Source organism: Janthinobacterium sp. MP5059B (assembly GCF_001758645.1).
Taxonomy (GTDB): domain Bacteria; phylum Pseudomonadota; class Gammaproteobacteria; order Burkholderiales; family Burkholderiaceae_D; genus Janthinobacterium; species Janthinobacterium lividum.
Window position 1 is genome coordinate 60,422 of the sequence record NZ_LRHX01000019.1, and the last position, 19,805, is coordinate 80,226.

Genomic DNA, 19,805 nt, shown 5'->3' on the forward strand with positions numbered 1-19,805 from the left:
AAGTGCTCGCTATCCCTCCCCATTTCCCGCAAACCGCCGCACCGCCACTTCCCACTGCTGCATCAGGCTGCCCGCCTGGTCGCGGCCGATGGTGGGTAAAAACGTCCTGTCGGCGCGCCAGTGCGACGCCAGCTCTTCCACGCCACGGTACTGGCCGATGGCCAGGCCCGCCAGATAGGCCGCGCCCAGGGCGGTCGTTTCAATCACTTGCGGGCGTACCACGGGGATGCCCAGCAGGTCGGCCTGGAATTGCAGCAGCAGGTTGTTGGCGCAGGCGCCGCCGTCCACGCGCAGCTCGGTGATGGGCGCTTGCGCGTCGCGCGTCATGGCATCCAGCAGGGCGGCGCTCTGGAAGGCGATCGCTTCGAGCGCCGCGCGGGCGATGTGGCCCACCGTGCTGCCCCGGCTCAAGCCCAGGATGGCGCCCTTGGCCGATGGCACCCAGTACGGCGCACCCAGGCCTGTAAACGAAGGCACGAAGACCACGCCGCCCGAATCGGGCACGGAGGCGGCCAGGCCTTCCGCTTCGCCCGCGTGGCCGATGGCGCCCAGGCCGTCGCGCAGCCACTGCACCACGGCGCCGCCGATGAAGACGCTGCCTTCGAGCGCATACGCGGGCTGCGTGCCCACCTGGCAGGCGGCCGTGCTGATCAAGCCATGCTGCGATTGCGCGCACTGCTCGCCCGTGTTGAGCAGCAAGAAGCAGCCCGTGCCATAGGTATTCTTGGCCATGCCCGGCGTGAAACAGGTCTGGCCGAACAGCGCCGCCTGCTGGTCGCCGGCGATGCCGCCGATGATGACGGGGCTGCCCAGCACCTCCGCATCCGTTTCGCCATACACGTGGCTCGATGGATGGACGGACGGCAGCAGGCTGGCGGGAATGCCCAGCCAGTCGAGCAGCTGGGCATCCCAGCAGCCTTCATGCAAGTTCCACAGCATGGTGCGCGAAGCGTTGGTGACGTCGCTCACGTGCAGGCGGCCGCCCGTCATCTGCCACGCCAGCCACGTGTCGATGGTGCCGAAGGCCAGTTCGCCGCGCATGGCCCGCGCGCGGGCGCCGGGCACGGCGTCGAGTATCCAGCGCAGCTTGGTGCCGGAAAAATACGGGTCGAGCACCAGGCCCGTTTTCGCGTGGATGGCGCCGGCCAGGCCCCGCGCGCGCAAGTCCTCGCACAGTGCTTCCGTGCGGCGGTCTTGCCAGACGATGGCGTTGTAGACGGGTTCGCCCGTGGCGCGGTCCCACACCACCGTCGTCTCGCGCTGGTTGGTGATGCCCAGCGCGCCGAGGGCATCTGCCTTCAGGCCTGTCTTGGCCAGTACTTCGCGGCAGGTCGCCAGCTGGCTGTGCCAGATTTCCATCGGGTCGTGTTCGATCCAGCCCGGTTGCGGGAATAGCTGGCGAAACTCGCGCTGTGCCACGGCGACGATGGCGCCCGTTTCATCGAACACCATGCTGCGCGAACTGGAGGTGCCCTGGTCGAGGGCCAGCAAATACGTCATGCCGCCACCTCTTGCGTCAGATGGGCCGCCAGCCACTGCTGCAGGCGGGCCACGTCGGCCGGCGCGCAGCGCAAACCCAGTTTACTGCGCCGCCACAGGATGTCGTCGCTGCTCCTGGCCCATTCCACTTCGATCAGATAGCACGCCTCGGCCTCGTACAGGCCGGGCGCCAGCTGCTCGCCCAGGTCGGCCATCGAAGCGGCGCCCGTCAGCAGGCGCGTGGCGCGGCTGCCGTACGCGCGCGCATAGCGGCGCGCCAGCGCGGGCGGCAGCCAGGCGTGATCGCGCTGGAAGCGGGCGAGGAAACCGTCGAAATCATGGCTGTCCACGAGTCGATTCTCCTGCTGCAGGTCGCCGCCGGGCAGGGGCGCTTGCGCCGTCCAGGCCGGGGCGCCATTCTCCAGCAGGGGCGCCAGCAAGCCCAATGCTTCCTCGGCCAGCTTGCGGTAGGTGGTGATCTTGCCACCCCAGATATTGAGCAGGGGCGCTCCCGTCGCCGCGTCGCCGCGCGCCACTTCCAGCAGGTAGTCGCGCGTGACGGCCGACGCGTTCTGCGCGCTGTCGTCGAGCAGGGGGCGCACGCCCGAATACGTCCACACGACGTCGGCGGGGCTGATCTCGCGCTTGAAATAGCGGTTCGCCGCCTGGCACAGGTAATCGATCTCCGCCTGGCTGATCTTCACCTGGCTCACTTCGCCCTTGTATTCCTCGTCAGTGGTGCCGATCAGGGTAAAGTCGTCCTGGTAGGGGATGGCGAAGATGATGCGCTGGTCCGGGTTCTGGAAGATATAGGCGTTCGGATGCTCGAACAGGCGCGGCACGATGATGTGGCTGCCCTTGATCAGGCGCAGTCCCTGCGTCTTGCCGCCGCCGGCCGCGCCGGAAAATTGCGCCGTCCACGGTCCCGCCGCGTTGACGATGGCGCGTGCACGCAAGGTCTTGCGCTGGCCATCCTCGGCTTGCAGGGTGGCGTGCCAGGCATCGCCGTCGCGGCGCGCATCGATGCAGGCCGTGCGCGTGAGGATGTGCGCGCCGTGCTCCTGCGCATCGAGCGCGTTGAGCACCACCAAGCGCGCATCGTCGACCCAGCCGTCGGAATACACGAAGCCCTTGCGGTAGCCGGCCTTCAGCGGCGCGCCTGCCGCGTGCTTGTCCAGCGCGATGCCTTGCGAGGCGGGCAGAAAGGCCCGCTTGGCCAGGTGGTCGTACAGGAACAGGCCCGCGCGTATCATCCAGGCGGGGCGCTGGGCGGCGTCGTGCGGCATGACGAAGCGCATCGGCCACATGATGTGGGGCGCGGCGCGCAGCAGCACTTCGCGTTCCTGCAGCGCCTTGCGCACCAGTTTGAATTCATAGTACTCGAGGTAGCGCAGGCCGCCGTGTATCAGCTTGGTGGATGCGGACGAGGTGTGCTGCGCCAGGTCGTGCTGTTCGCACAGCACCACGCGCAAGCCGCGGCCGGCCGCGTCGCGCGCGATGCCGGCGCCATTGATGCCGCCGCCGACGACCAGCAGGTCGCAGTCGGCGGGCAGGGAGGAAAAGCGGGAAGCGGACATGGAAGGTTCGTCTTGTAAAAGTAAAAGGAAAAAAGGCGCCGCCTCAGGCAAGCAGCGACAGCACTGGCGGCAGCACTAGGGCCAGGCCGGCGACCAGCAGCAGCACGAAGACGGCGCGGCGCACGTGCTCGATGGGCAGGCGCGAAGGGTGGCGGCGCGCCAGCCAGGTCAGCCCCGTCACCAGCGGCAAGGCCTCGAGGGTCAGCCACAGGGCAGTCATGCTGAACTGGCCATGCGCCAGCACGAGGGCCAGGCGCAGCACGGCATTCGCGGCGAACAGCACGATCAGCGAATGGCGGATCATGTCGGCCGGCCATGGCTGGCGGTACAGGTGGTACACCATGGGCGGGCCGGCGCTGGCGAACAGGCCGCCCATCACGCCGGACACGCCGCCGAAGAACAGGAAGGCGGGCAGGCCGGATTGCCGCGCACGCGCGCTGGCGCGCAGCACCAGCATGCACGCGCAGACGACGATGGCGCAACCGAGCAGGAAGCGCAGCAGGGTCACTTGCTGCGCGCTGAACCAGCCCAGCAGGGCCACGCCCGCGCCCACGCCCAGCTGGCTGACGGCCAGTGCAGGGCCGAATACGGGCCAGGCCAGCTGCGGGCGCGTGCGGCCAAACGTGATGGCGGCATTCACCAGCACCAGCACGCTGACCACGTTGGCGACGTCGCCCAGGCTGGCCAGGTGCAGCACGGCCGTCAGGCCCAGCAGGATCAGGCCGAAGGCAAAGCCCGTCAAGTTCTGCGCGTAACTGGCCAGCGCCACGCAGGCCAGGAACAGCAGATGCGACGCCACGCTCATGCCAGGCTCATTTCGCCAACGACAGGAAAAAGTCCTGCTGTGCGCAGCCGCGCCGCACGAACACGGGCGGCTGGCCCAACGGCGCATCGACTTCCACGCGCTGGCCGCCTTCGAAGGCGGCGCCGCTCCACAGGTGGATCCAGGCGTCGCCCTGCGGCAGGTAGGCGCTCCAGCGCGCAGCGCCCGCCGCATGCACGGGCGCCACCAGCAGGTCGGGGCCGAACAGATACTGGTCCTGGATGGCGTAGGTGGCGCGGTCGTGCTCATAGTGCAGGAACAGGGGGCGTTGCAGCGGCAGGCCGCGCGCCACGGCATCCTCGGCCAGGGCGCGGATGGTCGGCGCCAGCGCCACGTGCAGCCGCGTCATGCGGGCGAAGTGGCGGAATACCTGTTCATCCTGGTAGAACTGGAAGTTTTCGTCGGGACGGTTGCCTTCGTGCGTGCGCATCATCGACGTGAATACGGCCATCTCCGTCCAGCGCTGGAACAGTTCCGCCGTGCGCAGGTTGCCGAACAAGCTCGTGTAGCCGCCGATATCGCTGTGGTGGTAGGCGTTGCCCAGGAGGCCGGACGACAGGGCGCCGCAGATCACCGTCTGCAAGCCATCGTGGCGGCTGAAGTCGACCGACTGGTCGCCCGCCCACAGCAGCGGGCAGTGCGCCTGCACGCCCGTGTAGCCGGCGCGCATGAAGAAGGTGGCGTCGCCCGTCTTGCCGGCTGCTTCGATGGCGCGCGCATTGACTTCGGCCCACAGGGTCGGCCAGGCGTTGTGCATCAGGCGCGCATCGACGCCATTGTGCAGGCGCAGGTCGATCGGCAGGTATTCGCCAAAGTCGGCCATCCAGCCGGACAGGCCGAAGTCGAGCATTTCCTGGCGCAGGATGCGTTCCTCGAACCACAGCGCGGCGGCCGGGTTGGTGAAGTCGACGACGCCGCAATCGAATTCGCCGAAATCGACCAGGTAGGCGCCGCCATCGATGGCCGTGGCCAGAAAGCCCTGCCGCAGCGCTTCCTGGTACAGGGTGCCGTCGTTGCACAGGTAGGGATTGACGTAGCCGAGGAAGCGGATGTCCTGTCTGGCCAGGTCGGCGATCCAGTTTTTCAGGTCCGGATAGCGCTGCGGCTGCCAGCGCCAGTCCCAGAACAGGCGCTTGCCGAACGAGGTCTGGCGTAAGCCCACCCAGTCTTCGCACCACAGGGCGCTGACGGGCAAGCCGTGCTCCTGCGCCTGCGCGAGGATGGCGCGCGCGTGATCTTCGCCGCCTTTCAGGCCCAGCATGGCGCCATTTTGCAGCCAGGCGGGCAGCTGTGGCTGGCGGCCGAAGCGCTGCGAGACGACGCCGACCAGGTCGACGAAGGTCTCGGCCAGCATGAATTCCAGGCGCTCGGGCATGGCCCAGAATTGCAGTTCGTGGAAATCCGGCTGGCGGAAATCGAAGTCCGCATACGCCGTCGTCTCCGCATGCAGGCAGTAGCGCTGGGAGGAGATGAAGCTCGGCTGCGGATAATTCGTGTGATAGTAGTCGCCGCCCGATTTGGACGTCACGTCCGCCTGCCACGTCAGGTGCGTCGACTTGTCGCGGCCCACGCCCGGCTCGGACGTCCACAGGGGGAAGTGGCGGCCGCGCAGGTCGAAGTACGACATCTGCTCGCCGCAGCCCCAGACATGCTCGTCCTGTTCCGCGGGCAGGCGCAGCCACAGCCGGTTCCAGCCCGGCGCCGCGTAGCGCACCACCAGGTGCACGCCATGCGGCTGTGATTGGATGGCCAGCACCAGTTGCGGCGTGTCGCCCGCATGGCGCGCAAAGCTCAGGGTGGCGCCATCGCCATCCTGCGTGACGGCCAGCGCGCGCAGGGCGCTGCGCTCCTCGACATAATCCTCGATGGCGAAGTTACCGCGGTACATTTCCATGCTTTCGCGGCCCTGGCCGACGAACACGCATGGGCTATCGGCGCCGTGGCGCAGCAGCAAGCGGCCGGCGCAGCGCAGGGCGACGCTGTCATTTTCCTGGTGTAGTGTGTACTGCATGACGATCAACTCCTGTGAAAACCGGCCGCCCGCATGGTGGCGTGGGGCGGGCCGGCGGTGCATCAACAAATAAGCACTAAATTAAAAGACGAGGAACATGCCGGCGGTCAGCTCGACGGGGCTGTAGCCGAAGTAGTTATTGTCCCCCCGGAACTGCAATACGCCCAGCTTGGCATGGCTGTTGTTGGCGATGCGCGTGGCATACGCGTAGAACGACAGGGTCGGCTGGAAGTTGTACAGGTAGCCCAGCGAGTAGGCTGTCGACGTGGGCTTGCCCACGCCATCGCCCGTGTTCGTGCCGAACGCGCCCCTGGCATTGGCGCCGTCATAGCTGATGTGCGCCAGGCTGCCCTCGATGCGGTGCTTGCCGAGGTCGTAGGCGCCCGAGACGCCGAAGGCGTCGGCCGCATAGCCGCCCGCGTTCGACACGCGGTAGGAGGTGTAGGAGCCGCCCAAGGTAAAATCGTGCCACTTGTAGCGCGCGCCAACGATGTCCGTGACCTGGTTGCGCTTGAGGAAGTTCGGCGTGCCCCCCGTGCTGATGTCGTTGCTCTGCTGGTAATCCATGTGCGCATAGCCGAGGAACAGGTCGCCCTTCTTGTACAGCACGTTGGCGGCCCAGCTGCGGCCATCGTTTTCCAGGTCGGTGGCGGAAGACGCCTGCTGGCCGGCCGAATACGACACTTCCGCCGAGATGTTGTTCCAGGTGGGGCTGCGGTAGCGCAGCGCATTGCCGTAGAACAAGGCCGTGCCCGAGTTGTTGCCGGCCAAACTCGTCGTCTTGCTGGCGTTGCCCGTGACGGGATCCTTCAGGTAGCGGCCCAGGGATTCGGGACGCGTGAGCGAGAACAGGGCGCTGAAGTCGTTGGCGCCGTAATTGTGCGCCGAGGCCAGGTCGGCGCCCAGCGAGACCCAGAACGGCGCCATGTACATGGTGCCGCCTTCGATCGAACCCCAGGTGGTCGAGGCAAAGCCGACGGTGGAACCGCGGTTGAACAGCACGGACGAGGTGGTGTTGTTTTGCGTGCCGCCGCCCGCATTGCCGTTGAACAGGTTCAAGCCCGTCTCGACGCCGAAGATGGCCTTGTATTCATCGCTGAAGACCCAGGCGCCCGTGAGGCCCAGGCGGCTGGCCATCTCGCCCTGGTTCAGGCGGTGGTTGGTCAGCTGGCGCCCGCTGGCATCCTTGCCGCGCGAAACTGTATAGCCGATGTCGCCACGGCCGTACAGTTTCCAGTTGAAGCCGGTGACCGGTTTCACGGGCGCCGCTGCCGGTGCGGCAGCCATCGCTGCTGCTGGCGCTGCTGGTGCTGGCTGGGCCGCTTTCGCTTCCATCTGCGCCACCCGGTCCTGCAACTGGGCCAGCATGGCTTTCATGTCGCTCAGTTCGTCGGCGCGCACGTTAGCGCTAACAAATGGTGCCGAGAGAAGCACGCCGGTGATGGCCGCAGCCAATGTGGTTTTGCGTAAAGTCGTTTGCATGATCTTGTCTCCTGTGTTTTTTATGAGTATGGTTGCTGATCCCTGCCTTGCCTACCTTGAAATAATCAAATCCCTCCCATGCACAAATATTTGATATCGAGGAAGTCGTCCATGCCGTAATGCGAGCCTTCGCGGCCCATGCCCGAATGCTTGACGCCGCCGAACGGCGCCATTTCATTGGCGATCATGCCCGTGTTGATGCCGACCATGCCCACTTCCAGTTCTTCCGCCACGCGCCAGACTCTGCCCAGGTCGCGGCTGTAGAAATAGCCGGCCAGGCCGAACTGCGTGGCGTTGGCCATGGCGACGACTTCCTCTTCGCTGCCGAAGCGGAACAGGGGCGCCAGCGGGGCGAAGGTTTCCTCGGTGGCGACCAGCATGTCGCTGTTCGCTTCCAGCACCACGCTGGGCTCGAAGAAGCTGCCGCCCAGCGCGTGGCGCTTGCCGCCGATGGCCAGCTTGCCGCCCTTGGCCAGCGCATCGGCGATGTGCTGTTCGATCTTGCGCACGGCGTTTTCATCGATCAGCGGGCCTTGCGTGACGCCTGCTTCGGTGCCGGCCCCCAGTTTCAGCTCGGCCACCTTGGCCACCAGGCGGGCGGCGAAGTCGTCGTAGATGCTGTCCTGCACGTAGATGCGGTTGGCGCAGACGCAGGTCTGGCCGCTGTTGCGGTATTTCGACATCAGCACGCCTTCGACGGCCGCGTCGATATCGGCATCCTCGAAGACGATGAAGGGCGCGTTGCCGCCCAGTTCCAGCGACAGCTTCTTGATCGTGCCGGCCGCCTCGCGCGACAGCCAGGCGCCCACTTCCGTCGATCCCGTAAACGTGATCTTGCGGACCAGGTCGTTATGGCACAGTTCCGTGCCGATCGCCTGCGCCGCGCCCGTCACCACATTGAACACGCCGGGCGGCACGCCGGCGCGCAGCGCCAGTTCGGCCAGGGCCAGGGCCGACAGCGGCGTTTGCGACGCCGGTTTCAGGACCATGCTGCAGCCGGCGGCCAGGGCGGGGCCGGCCTTGCGCGTGATCATGCCGTTCGGGAAATTCCACGGCGTGATGGCCGCGCACACGCCGATCGGCTGCTTGATGACGACGATGCGCTTGTCGTTCGACGGCGGCGCGATCACGTCGCCATACGCGCGCTTGCCTTCCTCGGCAAACCATTCCAGGTAGGCCGCGTTCGAGACGATCTCGCCCTTGGCTTCCGCCAGCGACTTGCCCTGTTCAGTAGTCAATATTAGCGCCAGGTCGTCCGCGTGCTGCAGGATCAGCGCATGCCAGGCGCGCAGCACCGTGGCGCGCGCCTTGACGGTCTGCTTGCGCCACAGCCGGAAGGCCGCATGCGAGGCGGCGATGGCGCGCCGCGTCTCGGCCGCACCCATGCGCGGCACGGTGGCGATCACGGCGCCGGTAGCCGGGTTGGTGACATCGATGGTGGCGCCGTCATCGGCGTCGCACCAGGCGCCGTCGATCAGGCATTGCTGTTTCAACAGGCTTGCGTCTTGCAGGTTCAACATGAGGGTTCTCCTTGAATGGGGGCTTAGCCAGCTACAGATACTTGCGCGAGGCCGGCATCGACGATGATGTTCTGGCCCGTGATGCCGTCCGAGTCGTCGGCCGCCAGGAACAGGGCCGTGCGCGCCACGTGGCCCGCGTCGAGCCGGTATTTCAGGCATTGCAGTTCGATGAAACGGCGGTCTTCTTCCGGGTCGCGCCACAGCGCAGCCTGGCGGTCCGTGGCGATGGCGCCCGGGGCGATGGCGTTGACGCGGATATTCTGCTCGCCCAGCTCGCGCGCCAGGGTGCGCGACAGGCCCGCGATGCCCGCCTTGGAGGTGGTGTAGCCGACCAGGTTGGGGCGCCCGCGCATCCACGAGATCGAGCCCAGGTTGATGATGGAACCGCCGCCGGCGGCCGCCATGCCGGGCGCCACCTGCTGGATGGCGAACACGTGGTGTTTCAAGTTCAGCGCCAGGCAGTTGTCCCAGTATTCGGGCGTCAGTTCCGCCAGCGAATGACGGTCGTCGCGGCCCGCGTTATTGAGCAGCACGCGGATGGCGCCGAAGCGCGCCTCGACGTCGGCCAGGCTGGCCTGGTAGGCGGCGATGTCGCGGATGTCGCTGTAGACAAAATAGGGCGCATGGCGGCAAAGGGGCGCCAGGCGCGCGGCCAGGGCGTCGCTGGCGTCGCGGTCGATGTCGCAAAAAGCCACTTGCGCGCCTTGCATGGCGAAGTGTTCGACCAGCGCAGCGCCGATGCCGGAGCCGCCGCCGGAAACGAAGACCACGCGGTCCTGCAGGCTGGGGTAGAGAGTGATGTTGGCGTTCATGCTGTCCTCAGGGTGAAGATCCGGATATCAATCCCGGTAAAGGGGTTCGGGGCGGCCGGCCACGTCCAGGCGCACGGCAAAGAGGCCCCCGGCCTGCGGCTGGCGCGCCAGTTCGTCGTCGCTTGCGCCTTCGCGCGCGCTGGTGATGTACAGGGTGCGCAGGTCGGCGCCGCCAAAGGCGATCATGGTGGGGCGCGTGACGGGCACGCGCACGATGCCGATGATCTCTCCCTGCGGCGAAAAGCGCAGCACCCGGCCGCCTTCGTATTGCGCGCTCCAGTAGCAGCCTTCGGCATCGAGCGCCGCGCCATCGGGGCGGCCGCCGTAGACGGCGTCCTCTCCCTTGGCGGGCAGGCGGGCAAACACCTTGCGTTCGCCCACCTGGCCGCTGGCCGCGTCAAAGGCGAAACGGTAGATCACGTGGTTCGGCGTGTCGGACTGGAACAGCGACTGGCCATCGGCCGCGAAGGCGAGGCCATTGCTGACTTTCACGCCAAGATCCTGCTGCGGCCCCCAGCCCAGGCGCGTGGCGCCCCGTTCCAGGCAAAACATGGCAGCCAGTTCCGCCGTGCGCGGTTCGTACATGGCGCCGGCCCAGAAACGCCCGGCGCTGTCGCAGCGGCCATCGTTGAAACGCATGTCGCGGCTGTCGTAGGGGGCGTCGGCCAGCTTGTCGAGCAAGCCTTCCTGCGGATAGAAGCGGTAGAAACCGTCGCGCAGGGCTGCCACCAGGCCGCCCTTTTCAGCCAGGGCGATGCAGCCCGGCTCGCACGGCACCCACCAGACGCGGTCGAGGCTTGTGGCCGGATCGTAGCGGTGCAGGCGGCGCCCGGCGATATCGATCCAGTACAAACACTGCTCGGCCACGCTCCACAGCGGGCATTCGCCCAGCTGGGCGCGCGCGTCGAGCACGAGTTCGGCTTGCCATTCACGCATGCTGGCTCTCCTCGATGGCCAGGCGCATGGCGATGTGCAGACTCTCGCCGGGCGCCAGCAAGCGCATGCCCGTGTCACGCGCGCCGCGCGCGGCCAGCGCAAACGCGTTATTCGCGTGCGTGACGGGTTCGATGGCGATGAAGCTGCGCTCGTCGTTGGGCGCGAAGCACACGAGGTGGCGGCAATTCTCGCTGGCCGACAGCTGCACGCTGTAGTCGCCGTAATCGAGGCTGGCGCGGCCCGTCCAGCCGCTGTAGCAATGGTCGCTGCGCCAGCCGGCCACGGGCTGCGGCGTGGCGAATGGCGACGCCTGCGCCACGGGCGCGAGGCCGGCCGGCAAGTGGTCATCGCCCATGCTCCACACGCCATCCCATTGCGCCTGCAGGCGCAGGCCTGGCGCCAGCGGAAAGTAGGGGTGAAAACCCAGGCCGGCGGGCATGGCGCGCGTATCGTCATTGCGCACGGATAAGGTCAGGCGCAGGCCGGCAGCGTCGAGCAGCACGGTTTGCCGCGCTTCGCAGGCGAACGGCCAGTCGGCGTCGCCGCCGTGCACCAGCAGCAGTTCGGCGCTGTCGTCCGCACGCGCCGCCACGTGCCAGGCGCGCTGCCAGCCGAAGCCGTGGATGCTGTGCGGCTCGGGCGGGAAGTTGGCGCGCAGCGCATGCGCCTGTTCCTGCGCCTGCAGCACGGCGTTGCCGATGCGGTTCGAATACGGCACCAAAGGGTAGCAGGCCATCTGCCGCACGTCGGCAGCGGCTGGCGCGGCGCGCAGGATGTCGCGCCCGCGCCAGCGGAAAGCCGCCAGCGCGCCACCCGTGGCCGGGTGGACGTCGGCGCGGCAGTCGCCGTGCGCCAGGGTGAAGGGAGACTGGTGGTCCATTCTCAGCCCTTCAAGCCGCCCGAGGTCAGGCCGCTGACGACCTTTTCCTGGAAGATCACGATCAGCACGACGATGGGCACGATGGCCACCACCAGTGCCGCGGAGATGATCGGCCACGGGAAGGCGAACTCGCCCTGGTACAGCTGGATGCCGACGGGCAGGGTGCGGTAAGCCACGGCCGAATTCATCGACAGCGCCAGCAGGAACTCGTCCCAGGAATTCACAAACGCGAGGATGGCGGCCGTCGCTACGCCAGGCGCGGCCAGCGGCAGCACGATGCGCCACAGGGCGCTCAACCGGGTGCAGCCGTCGAGCATGGCCGCGTTCTCGATGTCGCGCGGGATATCCTGGAAAAAGCTCACCATCATCAGGGTGCAGATGGGCAGGTTCAGCACCGTGTAAGGCAGCACCAGCGCCCAGTAGGAGTTCAGCAAGCCCAGGCTGCGCATGATCTCGAACAATGGCACCATCAGCGTCACCAGCGGGAACATCGACACGCCGATGATGGCAGTGAGGATCAGGCCGCGGAAGCGCAGGCGCAAGCGGGCAATCGCATACGCGGCCAGCGCGCTGATGAACAGGCTGAGCAGGGTCGACAGGCCGGCCACGATCAGGCTGTTGGTCAGGAACGTCAGCAACGGCTGGTCCTGGAAGGCGGAGATGAAATTGCCGATGGTCGGTTCGTGCGGCCAGTAGGTGATCGGCTTTTGCGTCAGTTCGCTTTCGGTCTTGAGCGAGGTAAACAGGATCCACAGGGCGGGGAAGACGCCGTTGAGGATGACGATCGCGGCGGCGAACCAGCGCAGGCGCTTCGATGAAAACAGGCCGCTCATTCTTTGTCTCCTCTTACATATTTCAGATACACAAACGTGGTGGCCATCGACAGCAGGAACATGAAGACCGCCAGGGTCGAGCCGTAGCCCACGTCGAGGTAGTCGACGGTATTGGACTGGATATACATGGCCAGGGTCTTGGTTTCGTCGCCAGGGCCGGGCATGTTGTACGGAATATCGAAGGACTGGATGGCCGTCAGGGTGCGGAAGATCAGCGCCACCAGCATCGACGGCACCAGCAGGGGCAGGGTCACTTCCGTGAATTGCTTCCACTTGCTGGCACCGTCCACTTCGGCCGCTTCATACAGCGAGGCGGGGATGGTCTGCAGGCCGGCCAATAAAATCAGGGCCATGAACGACGAGGTTTTCCAGATGGTCGTGATGCAGATGGCGGCCATGGTCAGCGCGGGCGAATTGAACCAGATCTGCGGTTCCCAGCCCAGGCCGGGGACCAAGAGGTCGATGCGGCGGATGATGTCGTTCACCAGGCCGTATTCGCTGTGGAAGAACCAGGCGAAGATCAGGCCGACGAAGGCCAGCGGCAAGGCCCACGGCAGCAGCAGCGCCAGGCGCACGGGCCAGCGGTATTTGAACGGCATGTTGGCCAGCATGGCCAGGCCCAGGCCCGCCACCAGCGCGCCCGGTACGGTGACGACGGTGATGATGACGGTGTTTTTCAAGGACTTCCAGAACAGGCTGTCTTCCAGCGCCATCTTGTAGTTGTCCAGGCCCACGAAACTGGGCAGGCTGCCGCCGGACAGGCGGATGTCGAAAAAGCTGTTGTAGATCAGTTTGCTGACCGGGTAGGCCACGATCAGCAGTAAAAAGAGAATCGCCGGCGTCAGCAGGACCCAGGCCAGCATTGTTTCGCTGGGGTCCGTGATGCGGCTTTTCAGGGTGCGTTGCCTCATGATTTCCTCGTCTGTTGCGGTGTGCGTATGCGTGTGCCGCCCGCGCCGCCGTCGTGGCGGCACGGGTTCGGTCTCCTTAGCGCAGGATGCGCTTGACCCGGTTTTCGATCTCGGCCACGCCCGCCGCCGGCGTTTTCACGCCCGCCATCACGGCATTCGTGTTGACGCGCACGGCTTCGGACACTTCGCTGTAGCGCGGCGTGACGGGACGCGAACGGGCGCTTTGCACCACTGGCAAGGCATCGGCGAACCAGCCATTGACGGCCAGTACTTCCTTGTCCTGGTAGACGGACGGGTAGACGGGCAGGTTGGATGCCTTGATGGCCAGCTGCTTCGACACTTCCGGGCTCGACAGCCAACGCACCAGCTTTGCCGATGCTTCCTTGTTTTTCGAGAATGAAGACACGGCCCACTGCCAGCCGCCGATGCACGAGGCAGGTTTGCCGCCCGCCATGGCCGGCAGGCTGACGACGCCGACTTTATCTTTCACGCTGCTGTCGGCGCCATCCTGGAAATGATTCCAGGCATAGCCCCAGTTGACGGCAAACAACACGTTGCCGGCCTGGAATTCCTTGCGCGTATCGTCGGTGGCCACTTCGGCGATATTCTTTTTCGCCACGCCCTGGTCGACCAGCTTGCGCCACATGGCCAGGCCCGCTTCCGCCTTGGGCTTGTCCAGGGTCAGCTTGCCATTGGTGACCAGTTCGCCGCCCTGGCTCCAGTACGGCAACAGGAAGGTGCAGACGGCGCCTTCGATGGCCTTGCCCTGGAAGCTGATGCCTTGCAGTTCCGGATTCTTTTCGCCGGCCTGGATGGTGCGTGCCACGCTGGCCAGCTCATCCCAGGTTTTTGGCGCCGCCAGCTTGTACTTGGCCAGCAAGTCCTTGCGGTAGTAGAGGAACATGGCGTCGGCAAAGGCGGGCAGGGCCACGACCTTGTTGTCGACCATATTGGCTTGCTTGTAGGCGGGCAAGTACTGGCCCATGATCTTGTCGCGGTCGGCGCCCAGGTATTTGTCCAGGCTTTCGATCCAGCCGGCCGACGCGTACTGGGCCGGGCGGATGATGTCGATCAGGAATACGTCCAGGGTGGTGTCGCCGGCCGACAGCACCGTGTTCAGGTATTTCTGCTGCAGTTCGGACGTGGCGCCGCCCGTTTCCAGGTCGATCTTGACGCCGGGATTGGCGGCCATGAACTTGGCGAACAGTTCGCGCATGACTTCGGGGCGCTCCTGGCCGCCGACGAACACCTTGACGGTTTGCGCGTGCGCGCCGGTAGCGAGGACGAAGGTGGCGCCGAGCGCCAGGACGAGGGATTTGATACGCATGATGTTGTCTCCTGTTTTTGGAATGGGTATGCCGGTCGTTCGCGGCTTATCGGGAGGGCAGTACCGCGCCCCCTTGCGGATCGAACAGATGGAATTTCTCCATGTCCAGCTGTACCGTGACTTGCTGTCCCGGCGCCAGGGCAAACGTGGGCGGCAGGCGCGCCGTCAATTCGCCGCCTTCGCACTGGAAGATGACCAGGGTTTCCGCGCCCAGCGGCTCGACCACCACGACCGTCGCGGCCAGGGCGGCGCTGGCGGGACTGGCCGCTTCCAGCGTGATGTCTTCCGGGCGGATGCCGAATTCCACTGCGCGGCCGTCGAGCTTGCCGCATGCGGCCTGGCGCTCGAGCGGCAGGGCCAGGCGGGCCGCGCCCAGGACGATCTCGGCCTGGCCGGCGCCGTTGCGCGCCACCTTGGCGCCGAGGAAGTTCATCGGCGGCGAGCCCGTGAAACCGGCGACGAATTTCGACACAGGCTCGTTGTAGATCTGGTCCGGCGTGCCGACCTGCATGATGTTGCCGCCGGACAACACGACGATGCGCTCGGCCAGGGTCATCGCCTCGACCTGGTCATGCGTGACGTAAATGGTGGTGGCGCCGATGCGCTGGTGCAGCTTCTTGATTTCCGTGCGCATTTCCGAGCGCAGCAGGGCGTCCAGGTTCGACAGCGGCTCATCGAACAGGAACAGCTTGGCCTGGCGCACGATGGCGCGGCCCATGGCCACGCGCTGGCGCTGGCCGCCGGACAGGGCGCGCGGCTTGCGGTCGAGCAAGTGGTCGATTTTCAGGATGGTGGCGGCGGCGCGCACGCGCTGTTCGATTTCCGCCTTGGGGAACTTGCGCAGTTTCAAGCCAAAGCCCAGGTTGTCGAACACGGACTTGTGCGGATACAGCGCATAGTCCTGGAACACCATGGCGATGTCGCGCTCGCGTGGCGGCAAGTCGTTGACGACCTGTCCCTCGATGGAGATGGTGCCGCCCGTGATGGATTCGAGCCCCGCGACCATGCGCATCAGTGTTGATTTTCCGCAACCCGAAGGGCCCACGAAGACGACGAACTCGCCTTGCTTGATTTCCAGGTCGATGCCATGAATGACTTCGACGCCGTTGTCGTACTTCTTGACGACCTTTTCCAGTTTTACACCTGACATGCTTGTCTCCAAAAGATGCGAATGACGCGTCTGAGCGCGTTACGTGCGTTGCAACAGTGCGTTGCAACAGAACAATTAGTAGGCTCCCGTGTCGAGGGCTTTCGCCAGCGACGGTTTCAGGGCCGTGATAAAGGCATTGGCCTGGCGCATCATCATGCCCATGTCCGAAGCGATGGCCACGTAGTCATAGCCGTAACTGATGAAAGTGTGCACCATTTCCGGCGAGGGGCCGACAATGCCGATGGGTTTGCCGATGGCGCGCGCGCGGCGGGCCGCGTCGGCAATGGCTGCCTGCACGTCCGGGTGGCCGATGTTGCCGATATGGCCCATGGCGGCCGACAGGTCGCCCGGTCCCACGAACAGGGCGTCGACGCCATCGACGGCGGCGATTTCTTCCAGCTGCGCCAGGGCGGCCGGGGTTTCCAGCTGGATAATCGAGAAGACGGCGCCGTTGGCGCGCGTGGCGTAGTCGGGCACGGTGCCATAGCGGCTGGCGCGGTGCATGGCGGCAAAACCGCGCGTGCCGGGAATGGACTGGCCCGGCTGTGGATAGCGGGTGGCTGCCACGGCGCTGCGCGCCTCGCCGGCATTTTCCACGAAGGGGAACATCAGCGTTTGCGCGCCGATGTCGAGCGCGCGCTTGATCTGCACCAGGTCGTTCCAGGCCAGGCGCACGACGGGGCAGGCCGGCGTGCCGCCGACTGCCTGCAGGATCTGGTAGGCGTCCTGGTAGTCGATGGGCACGTGTTCCATGTCCAGCACCAGCCAGTCGAAGCCGGCGCAGCCCATGGCTTCGGCCGTCACGGGCGTGCCGGCCATCAGCCAGCTGCCCAGCGGTACTGCTTTGTCCGCCAGCAAGGCGCGGAAACGGTTGTCCAGGATATCCATAGTTGTGCTCTCTAATATAGGTAGGGAAGGCGGCGGCGTCAGAAAATCGGCGGCTCCGGCGTGGCGGCGTTGCCCAGCAAGAAGTCCAGGTCGCAGCCCTGGTCCGCCTGCGTCACGTGCTCCATGTACAGCTTGGTATAGCCGCGCGCATATTTTTGCGCCGGCGCCTGCCACTCGGCGCGGCGGCGCGCCAGTTCCTCGTCCGTTACCTCCATGTTCAGGGTGCGCGCGGCGATGTCGAGCACTATCATGTCGCCGTTGCGTACCAATGCCAGCGGACCGCCGACGGCCGCTTCGGGCGTCACGTGCAGCACGCAGGTGCCGTAGTGGGTGCCGCTCATGCGCGCGTCGGAGATGCGCACCATGTCGCGGATGCCCTGCTGCAGCAGCTTTTTCGGCACCGGCAGATTGCCCCATTCCGGCATGCCTGGCGCGCCGATGGGACCGCCATTGCGCAGGATCAAGACCGTGTTTTCATCGATATCGAGGTCGGGTGCGTGGATTTGCGCCAGCATTTCCGCGTTCGAGTCGAATACGAGGGCACGTCCGCGGTGTTTGGCGAACTTCGGATTGGCGGCCGATGGCTTGATGACGGCGCCGCCAGGACACAGGTTGCCGCGCAGCACGGCCAGCGCCGCGCCATCGGCCACCGGCTGCGACACCTTGCGGATGACGCTGTCGTCCAGGCAGACGGCGTCGGCGATATTCTCGCCCAAGGTACGGCCCGTCACCGTCAAGGCCGTCAAGTCCAGCTGCGGCATGATTTCCTTGAGCAGGGCCGGCATGCCGCCCGCATAGAAGAAATCTTCCATCAGCTTGTCGCCGGAAGGGAAGAGGTTGGCGATGACCGGTACTTTTTGTGCCATCGCATCCATTTCATCGAGCGACAGGGCCAGGCCGGCGCGCCCGGCGATGGCCACCAGGTGGATGGCCGCGTTGGTCGAGCCGCCGAGCGCCATGTAGGCGGCCACGCCGTTCGACAGCGCGGCGCGGGTGAAGAAGCGCGACGGCTTCAAGTCTTCCCACACCATGCCGACGATGCGCTCGCCGCATTGCGAGGCCATGCGCACGTGGTTGGCATCCATGGCGGGAATGCTGGTGGCGCCCGGCAAGGTAAAGCCCATCGCTTCGACGATGGACGTCATGGTGGACGCCGTGCCCATGGTGTTGCAGGTGCCGGGCGAGCGCGTCATCTTCGCTTCCAGCTTGATCCACTCGGGCTTGGCGATGTCGCCGGCCACGTAGTCGTCCCAGAATTTCTTGGTATGCGTGCCCGCGCCCACGCTCTGGCCGCGGTAGCGGTCGTTGAGCATGGGGCCGGCGGGACAGAAGATGGCGGGGATGTCCATGCTGATGGCGCCCATCAGCATGCCGGGCGTCGTCTTGTCGCAGCCGCCGAGCAGCACGGCGCCGTCGATGGGCAGCGAGCGCAGCAGTTCCTCCGTTTCCATGGCGAGGAAGTTGCGGTAGATCATGGTGGTGGGCTTGACCATCACTTCGCCCAGCGACAGGGCCGGCAGTTCGACGGGGAAGCCGCCGGCCAGCAGGATGCCCCGTTTGACGGCTTCGGCCCGCTCACGCAGGTGCGAGTGGCACGGCGACAGGTCGCTCCAGGTATTGATGATGGCGATGACGGGGCGGTCGAGGAATTCCTCGCGGCGCAAGCCCATCTGCTGCAGGCGCTGGCGGTGGGCGAACGAGCGCATGTCGTCTGGGGCCAGCCAGCGCTGGCTGCGCAGGGATTCCAGCGTGCGGCGGGAGGTAGCGGAGCTCAATGTGTGTCCTTTTTGGTTGCCTGGCGCGCTGCGTATGGCGTTCCAGTGCGGCTGTCTCGGGTCTTGCTGTCAGTCTTTGTTAGCGCTAACATTGCAAGTACAGCGAAATATAATTTGAATCGCCGGGGGCTGTCAACAGATTTAATGCAGGGGGAATGCGCGTAGCCATTACACTATCGGCATGATTTCATTGGCGCCAATTTCCAGGGTGGAATTTCTGCGGCCCGGCCTGCCAGTATCGCGGCACGCCATGGCGCAGCGGCGCCACTCTGGCATCCCCTGTGCAGCCGGCCATGGCATGATGCGTGGTGATCACCGATTTTTGAGAAGGCAGTACCCATGAACGACCCAGTACGCAAGCGGCGCGGCCTCGGCCGCAGCACCGTGTTCGATGTGGCCAAATTGGCACAGACCTCGGCCATTTCCGTGTCGCGCTATTTCAAGGAGCCGGACCGCGTGTCGCAGGAAACGCGCGAGCGCATCAAGAGCGCCATCGACCAGCTCGGCTATATCCGCAACGAGGCGGCCGGCGGCCTCGCGTCGACCCAGGGCCGCATCGTGGGCGCCATCGTGCCCAGCGTGTCGAATTCCATCTTTGCGGAAACCATCCAGGGCTTGTCGACTACCTTGTCGCAGCATAATTACCAGTTGCTGCTGGCCACCCACGATTATTCGATCGAGACGGAAGAGAAGGTGGTGCGCGCCTTTCTCGGCTGGTCGCCGCGCGCCCTGGTGCTGACGGGCGCCGACCACAGCGCCGCCACGGAAACCTTGCTGGCGGGCTTGCAGATTCCCGTCATCGAAACGTGGGATATCCGTCCCGAGCGGCCGTATCCGCAAATCGGCTTTTCGCATATCGCCACGGGGCGCGACATGACCTTGTACCTGCACGCGCAAGGCTACCGGCGCATCGTGTATGTGGACAGCGGCATCGGCAGCGATTTCCGCGCGCGCAAGCGGGCCCAGGGCTATGAGGAAACCATGCAGCAGCTGGGTTTGCGTCCTGAAATCGTGCAAGCTTTGGTGACGGCGCCGCTCGACGCGGGCGGGCAAGTGTTCAGCGAGCAAATGGCGCGCGCCGAGCGTCCTGACGCCCTGTTTTTTGCCAACGACAACATGGCGGCAGGCGCCATCTACGAAGCGGCGCGCCTCGGCATCCGCATTCCCGAGCAATGTGCGGTGGCGGGCTTCGGCGACTTCCCGTTCTCGGAAAAACTCATCCCCGCGCTGACGACGATCCGCGTACCGCGCTATGACATCGGCCGCCTGGCTGCACAGGCGATCCTGCAGCGCCTGGGCGAAGTGGACGAGGGCGCCGCGCCGCCAGCCTTGGCGCCGCTGGCCTACCAGCTGATCGCGCGGGCCAGCGCCTGATGGCCACGGTTGACGGCAGATATTGAT

16 protein-coding genes are annotated in these 19,805 nt (G+C 65.8%); 1 reads left to right on the forward strand and 15 read right to left on the reverse strand.

From position 1 onward, the window contains the following. Positions 1-9: 9 nt before the first annotated feature. From glpK to araD, 15 genes are all read right to left on the reverse strand, one after another. Positions 10-1,500, reverse strand: coding sequence for a glycerol kinase GlpK (glpK, locus tag JAB1_RS23150; RefSeq protein WP_034778574.1), 1,491 nt, complete (start codon positions 1,498-1,500; stop codon positions 10-12). After that, a complete protein-coding gene (gene glpD / locus JAB1_RS23155) occupies positions 1,497-3,056 on the reverse strand; it encodes a glycerol-3-phosphate dehydrogenase (protein WP_070281959.1) in 1,560 nt (519 codons plus the stop codon). The genes glpK and glpD overlap by 4 nt, the downstream gene beginning before the upstream one ends. Before the next feature lie 43 nt (positions 3,057-3,099). Next, positions 3,100-3,861, reverse strand: a complete 762-nt coding sequence (locus tag JAB1_RS23160; protein WP_034778569.1) for a TSUP family transporter — start codon at positions 3,859-3,861, stop codon at positions 3,100-3,102. A gap of 7 nt (positions 3,862-3,868) precedes the next feature. Continuing rightward, positions 3,869-5,890, reverse strand: coding sequence for an alpha-glucosidase (locus JAB1_RS23165; protein WP_070282052.1), 2,022 nt, complete (start codon positions 5,888-5,890; stop codon positions 3,869-3,871). 81 nt (positions 5,891-5,971) lie between these two features. Next, complete coding sequence (locus JAB1_RS23170; protein WP_070281960.1) at positions 5,972-7,372, reverse strand: porin; 1,401 nt, start codon at positions 7,370-7,372, stop codon at positions 5,972-5,974. Positions 7,373-7,437: 65 nt separating this feature from the next. Next, the gene (locus JAB1_RS23175) at positions 7,438-8,892 is read right to left on the reverse strand and encodes an NAD-dependent succinate-semialdehyde dehydrogenase (protein WP_070281961.1); all 1,455 of its coding nucleotides are present in this window, start codon (positions 8,890-8,892) and stop codon (positions 7,438-7,440) included. A gap of 23 nt (positions 8,893-8,915) precedes the next feature. After that, on the reverse strand, positions 8,916-9,704 hold the full coding sequence (locus JAB1_RS23180) for an SDR family oxidoreductase (protein ID WP_070281962.1): 789 nt from the start codon (positions 9,702-9,704) through the stop codon (positions 8,916-8,918). Positions 9,705-9,731: 27 nt separating this feature from the next. Further along, positions 9,732-10,640: an SMP-30/gluconolactonase/LRE family protein gene (locus tag JAB1_RS23185; protein ID WP_070281963.1), complete on the reverse strand. Its 909-nt coding sequence runs from the start codon at positions 10,638-10,640 to the stop codon at positions 9,732-9,734. Further along, the gene (locus tag JAB1_RS23190; RefSeq protein ID WP_083299904.1) at positions 10,633-11,520 is read right to left on the reverse strand and encodes an aldose 1-epimerase; all 888 of its coding nucleotides are present in this window, start codon (positions 11,518-11,520) and stop codon (positions 10,633-10,635) included. The genes JAB1_RS23185 and JAB1_RS23190 overlap by 8 nt, the downstream gene beginning before the upstream one ends. Before the next feature lie 2 nt (positions 11,521-11,522). Next, positions 11,523-12,353: a carbohydrate ABC transporter permease gene (locus tag JAB1_RS23195; RefSeq protein WP_034755232.1), complete on the reverse strand. Its 831-nt coding sequence runs from the start codon at positions 12,351-12,353 to the stop codon at positions 11,523-11,525. After that, positions 12,350-13,264, reverse strand: a complete 915-nt coding sequence (locus tag JAB1_RS23200) for a sugar ABC transporter permease (protein ID WP_070281964.1) — start codon at positions 13,262-13,264, stop codon at positions 12,350-12,352. The genes JAB1_RS23195 and JAB1_RS23200 overlap by 4 nt, the downstream gene beginning before the upstream one ends. Before the next feature lie 76 nt (positions 13,265-13,340). Further along, complete coding sequence (locus tag JAB1_RS23205) at positions 13,341-14,591, reverse strand: ABC transporter substrate-binding protein (protein WP_034778560.1); 1,251 nt, start codon at positions 14,589-14,591, stop codon at positions 13,341-13,343. A 46-nt stretch (positions 14,592-14,637) separates the two neighbouring features. Beyond that, on the reverse strand, positions 14,638-15,741 hold the full coding sequence (gene ugpC / locus JAB1_RS23210; protein ID WP_070256740.1) for a sn-glycerol-3-phosphate ABC transporter ATP-binding protein UgpC: 1,104 nt from the start codon (positions 15,739-15,741) through the stop codon (positions 14,638-14,640). Positions 15,742-15,816: 75 nt separating this feature from the next. Further along, positions 15,817-16,629 carry an aldolase/citrate lyase family protein gene (locus JAB1_RS23215; protein WP_070281965.1) on the reverse strand — a complete coding sequence of 271 codons (813 nt, stop codon included), beginning with the start codon at positions 16,627-16,629 and terminating at the stop codon, positions 15,817-15,819. Between the two features lie 38 nt (positions 16,630-16,667). Continuing rightward, complete coding sequence (gene araD / locus JAB1_RS23220; RefSeq protein WP_070281966.1) at positions 16,668-18,404, reverse strand: L-arabinonate dehydratase; 1,737 nt, start codon at positions 18,402-18,404, stop codon at positions 16,668-16,670. A 339-nt stretch (positions 18,405-18,743) separates the two neighbouring features. Between araD and JAB1_RS23225 the strand changes: the two genes are divergently transcribed. Then, positions 18,744-19,778 (forward strand): LacI family DNA-binding transcriptional regulator, encoded by a 1,035-nt coding sequence (locus tag JAB1_RS23225; RefSeq protein WP_070281967.1) that lies wholly within the window; start codon positions 18,744-18,746, stop codon positions 19,776-19,778. Positions 19,779-19,805 lie beyond the last annotated feature (27 nt).

Bases quoted from the DNA above. Each gene is read 5' to 3' on its own strand.
- glpK (WP_034778574.1), bottom strand. From the start codon at position 1,500: ATGACGTATTTGCTGGCCCTCGACCAGGGCACCTCCAGTTCGCGCAGC.
- glpD (WP_070281959.1), bottom strand. From the start codon at position 3,056: ATGTCCGCTTCCCGCTTTTCCTCCCTGCCCGCCGACTGCGACCTGCTG.
- JAB1_RS23160 (WP_034778569.1), bottom strand. From the start codon at position 3,861: ATGAGCGTGGCGTCGCATCTGCTGTTCCTGGCCTGCGTGGCGCTGGCC.
- JAB1_RS23165 (WP_070282052.1), bottom strand. From the start codon at position 5,890: ATGCAGTACACACTACACCAGGAAAATGACAGCGTCGCCCTGCGCTGC.
- JAB1_RS23170 (WP_070281960.1), bottom strand. From the start codon at position 7,372: ATGCAAACGACTTTACGCAAAACCACATTGGCTGCGGCCATCACCGGC.
- JAB1_RS23175 (WP_070281961.1), bottom strand. From the start codon at position 8,892: ATGTTGAACCTGCAAGACGCAAGCCTGTTGAAACAGCAATGCCTGATC.
- JAB1_RS23180 (WP_070281962.1), bottom strand. From the start codon at position 9,704: ATGAACGCCAACATCACTCTCTACCCCAGCCTGCAGGACCGCGTGGTC.
- JAB1_RS23185 (WP_070281963.1), bottom strand. From the start codon at position 10,640: ATGCGTGAATGGCAAGCCGAACTCGTGCTCGACGCGCGCGCCCAGCTG.
- JAB1_RS23190 (WP_083299904.1), bottom strand. From the start codon at position 11,520: ATGGACCACCAGTCTCCCTTCACCCTGGCGCACGGCGACTGCCGCGCC.
- JAB1_RS23195 (WP_034755232.1), bottom strand. From the start codon at position 12,353: ATGAGCGGCCTGTTTTCATCGAAGCGCCTGCGCTGGTTCGCCGCCGCG.
- JAB1_RS23200 (WP_070281964.1), bottom strand. From the start codon at position 13,264: ATGAGGCAACGCACCCTGAAAAGCCGCATCACGGACCCCAGCGAAACA.
- JAB1_RS23205 (WP_034778560.1), bottom strand. From the start codon at position 14,591: ATGCGTATCAAATCCCTCGTCCTGGCGCTCGGCGCCACCTTCGTCCTC.
- ugpC (WP_070256740.1), bottom strand. From the start codon at position 15,741: ATGTCAGGTGTAAAACTGGAAAAGGTCGTCAAGAAGTACGACAACGGC.
- JAB1_RS23215 (WP_070281965.1), bottom strand. From the start codon at position 16,629: ATGGATATCCTGGACAACCGTTTCCGCGCCTTGCTGGCGGACAAAGCA.
- JAB1_RS23225 (WP_070281967.1), top strand. From the start codon at position 18,744: ATGAACGACCCAGTACGCAAGCGGCGCGGCCTCGGCCGCAGCACCGTG.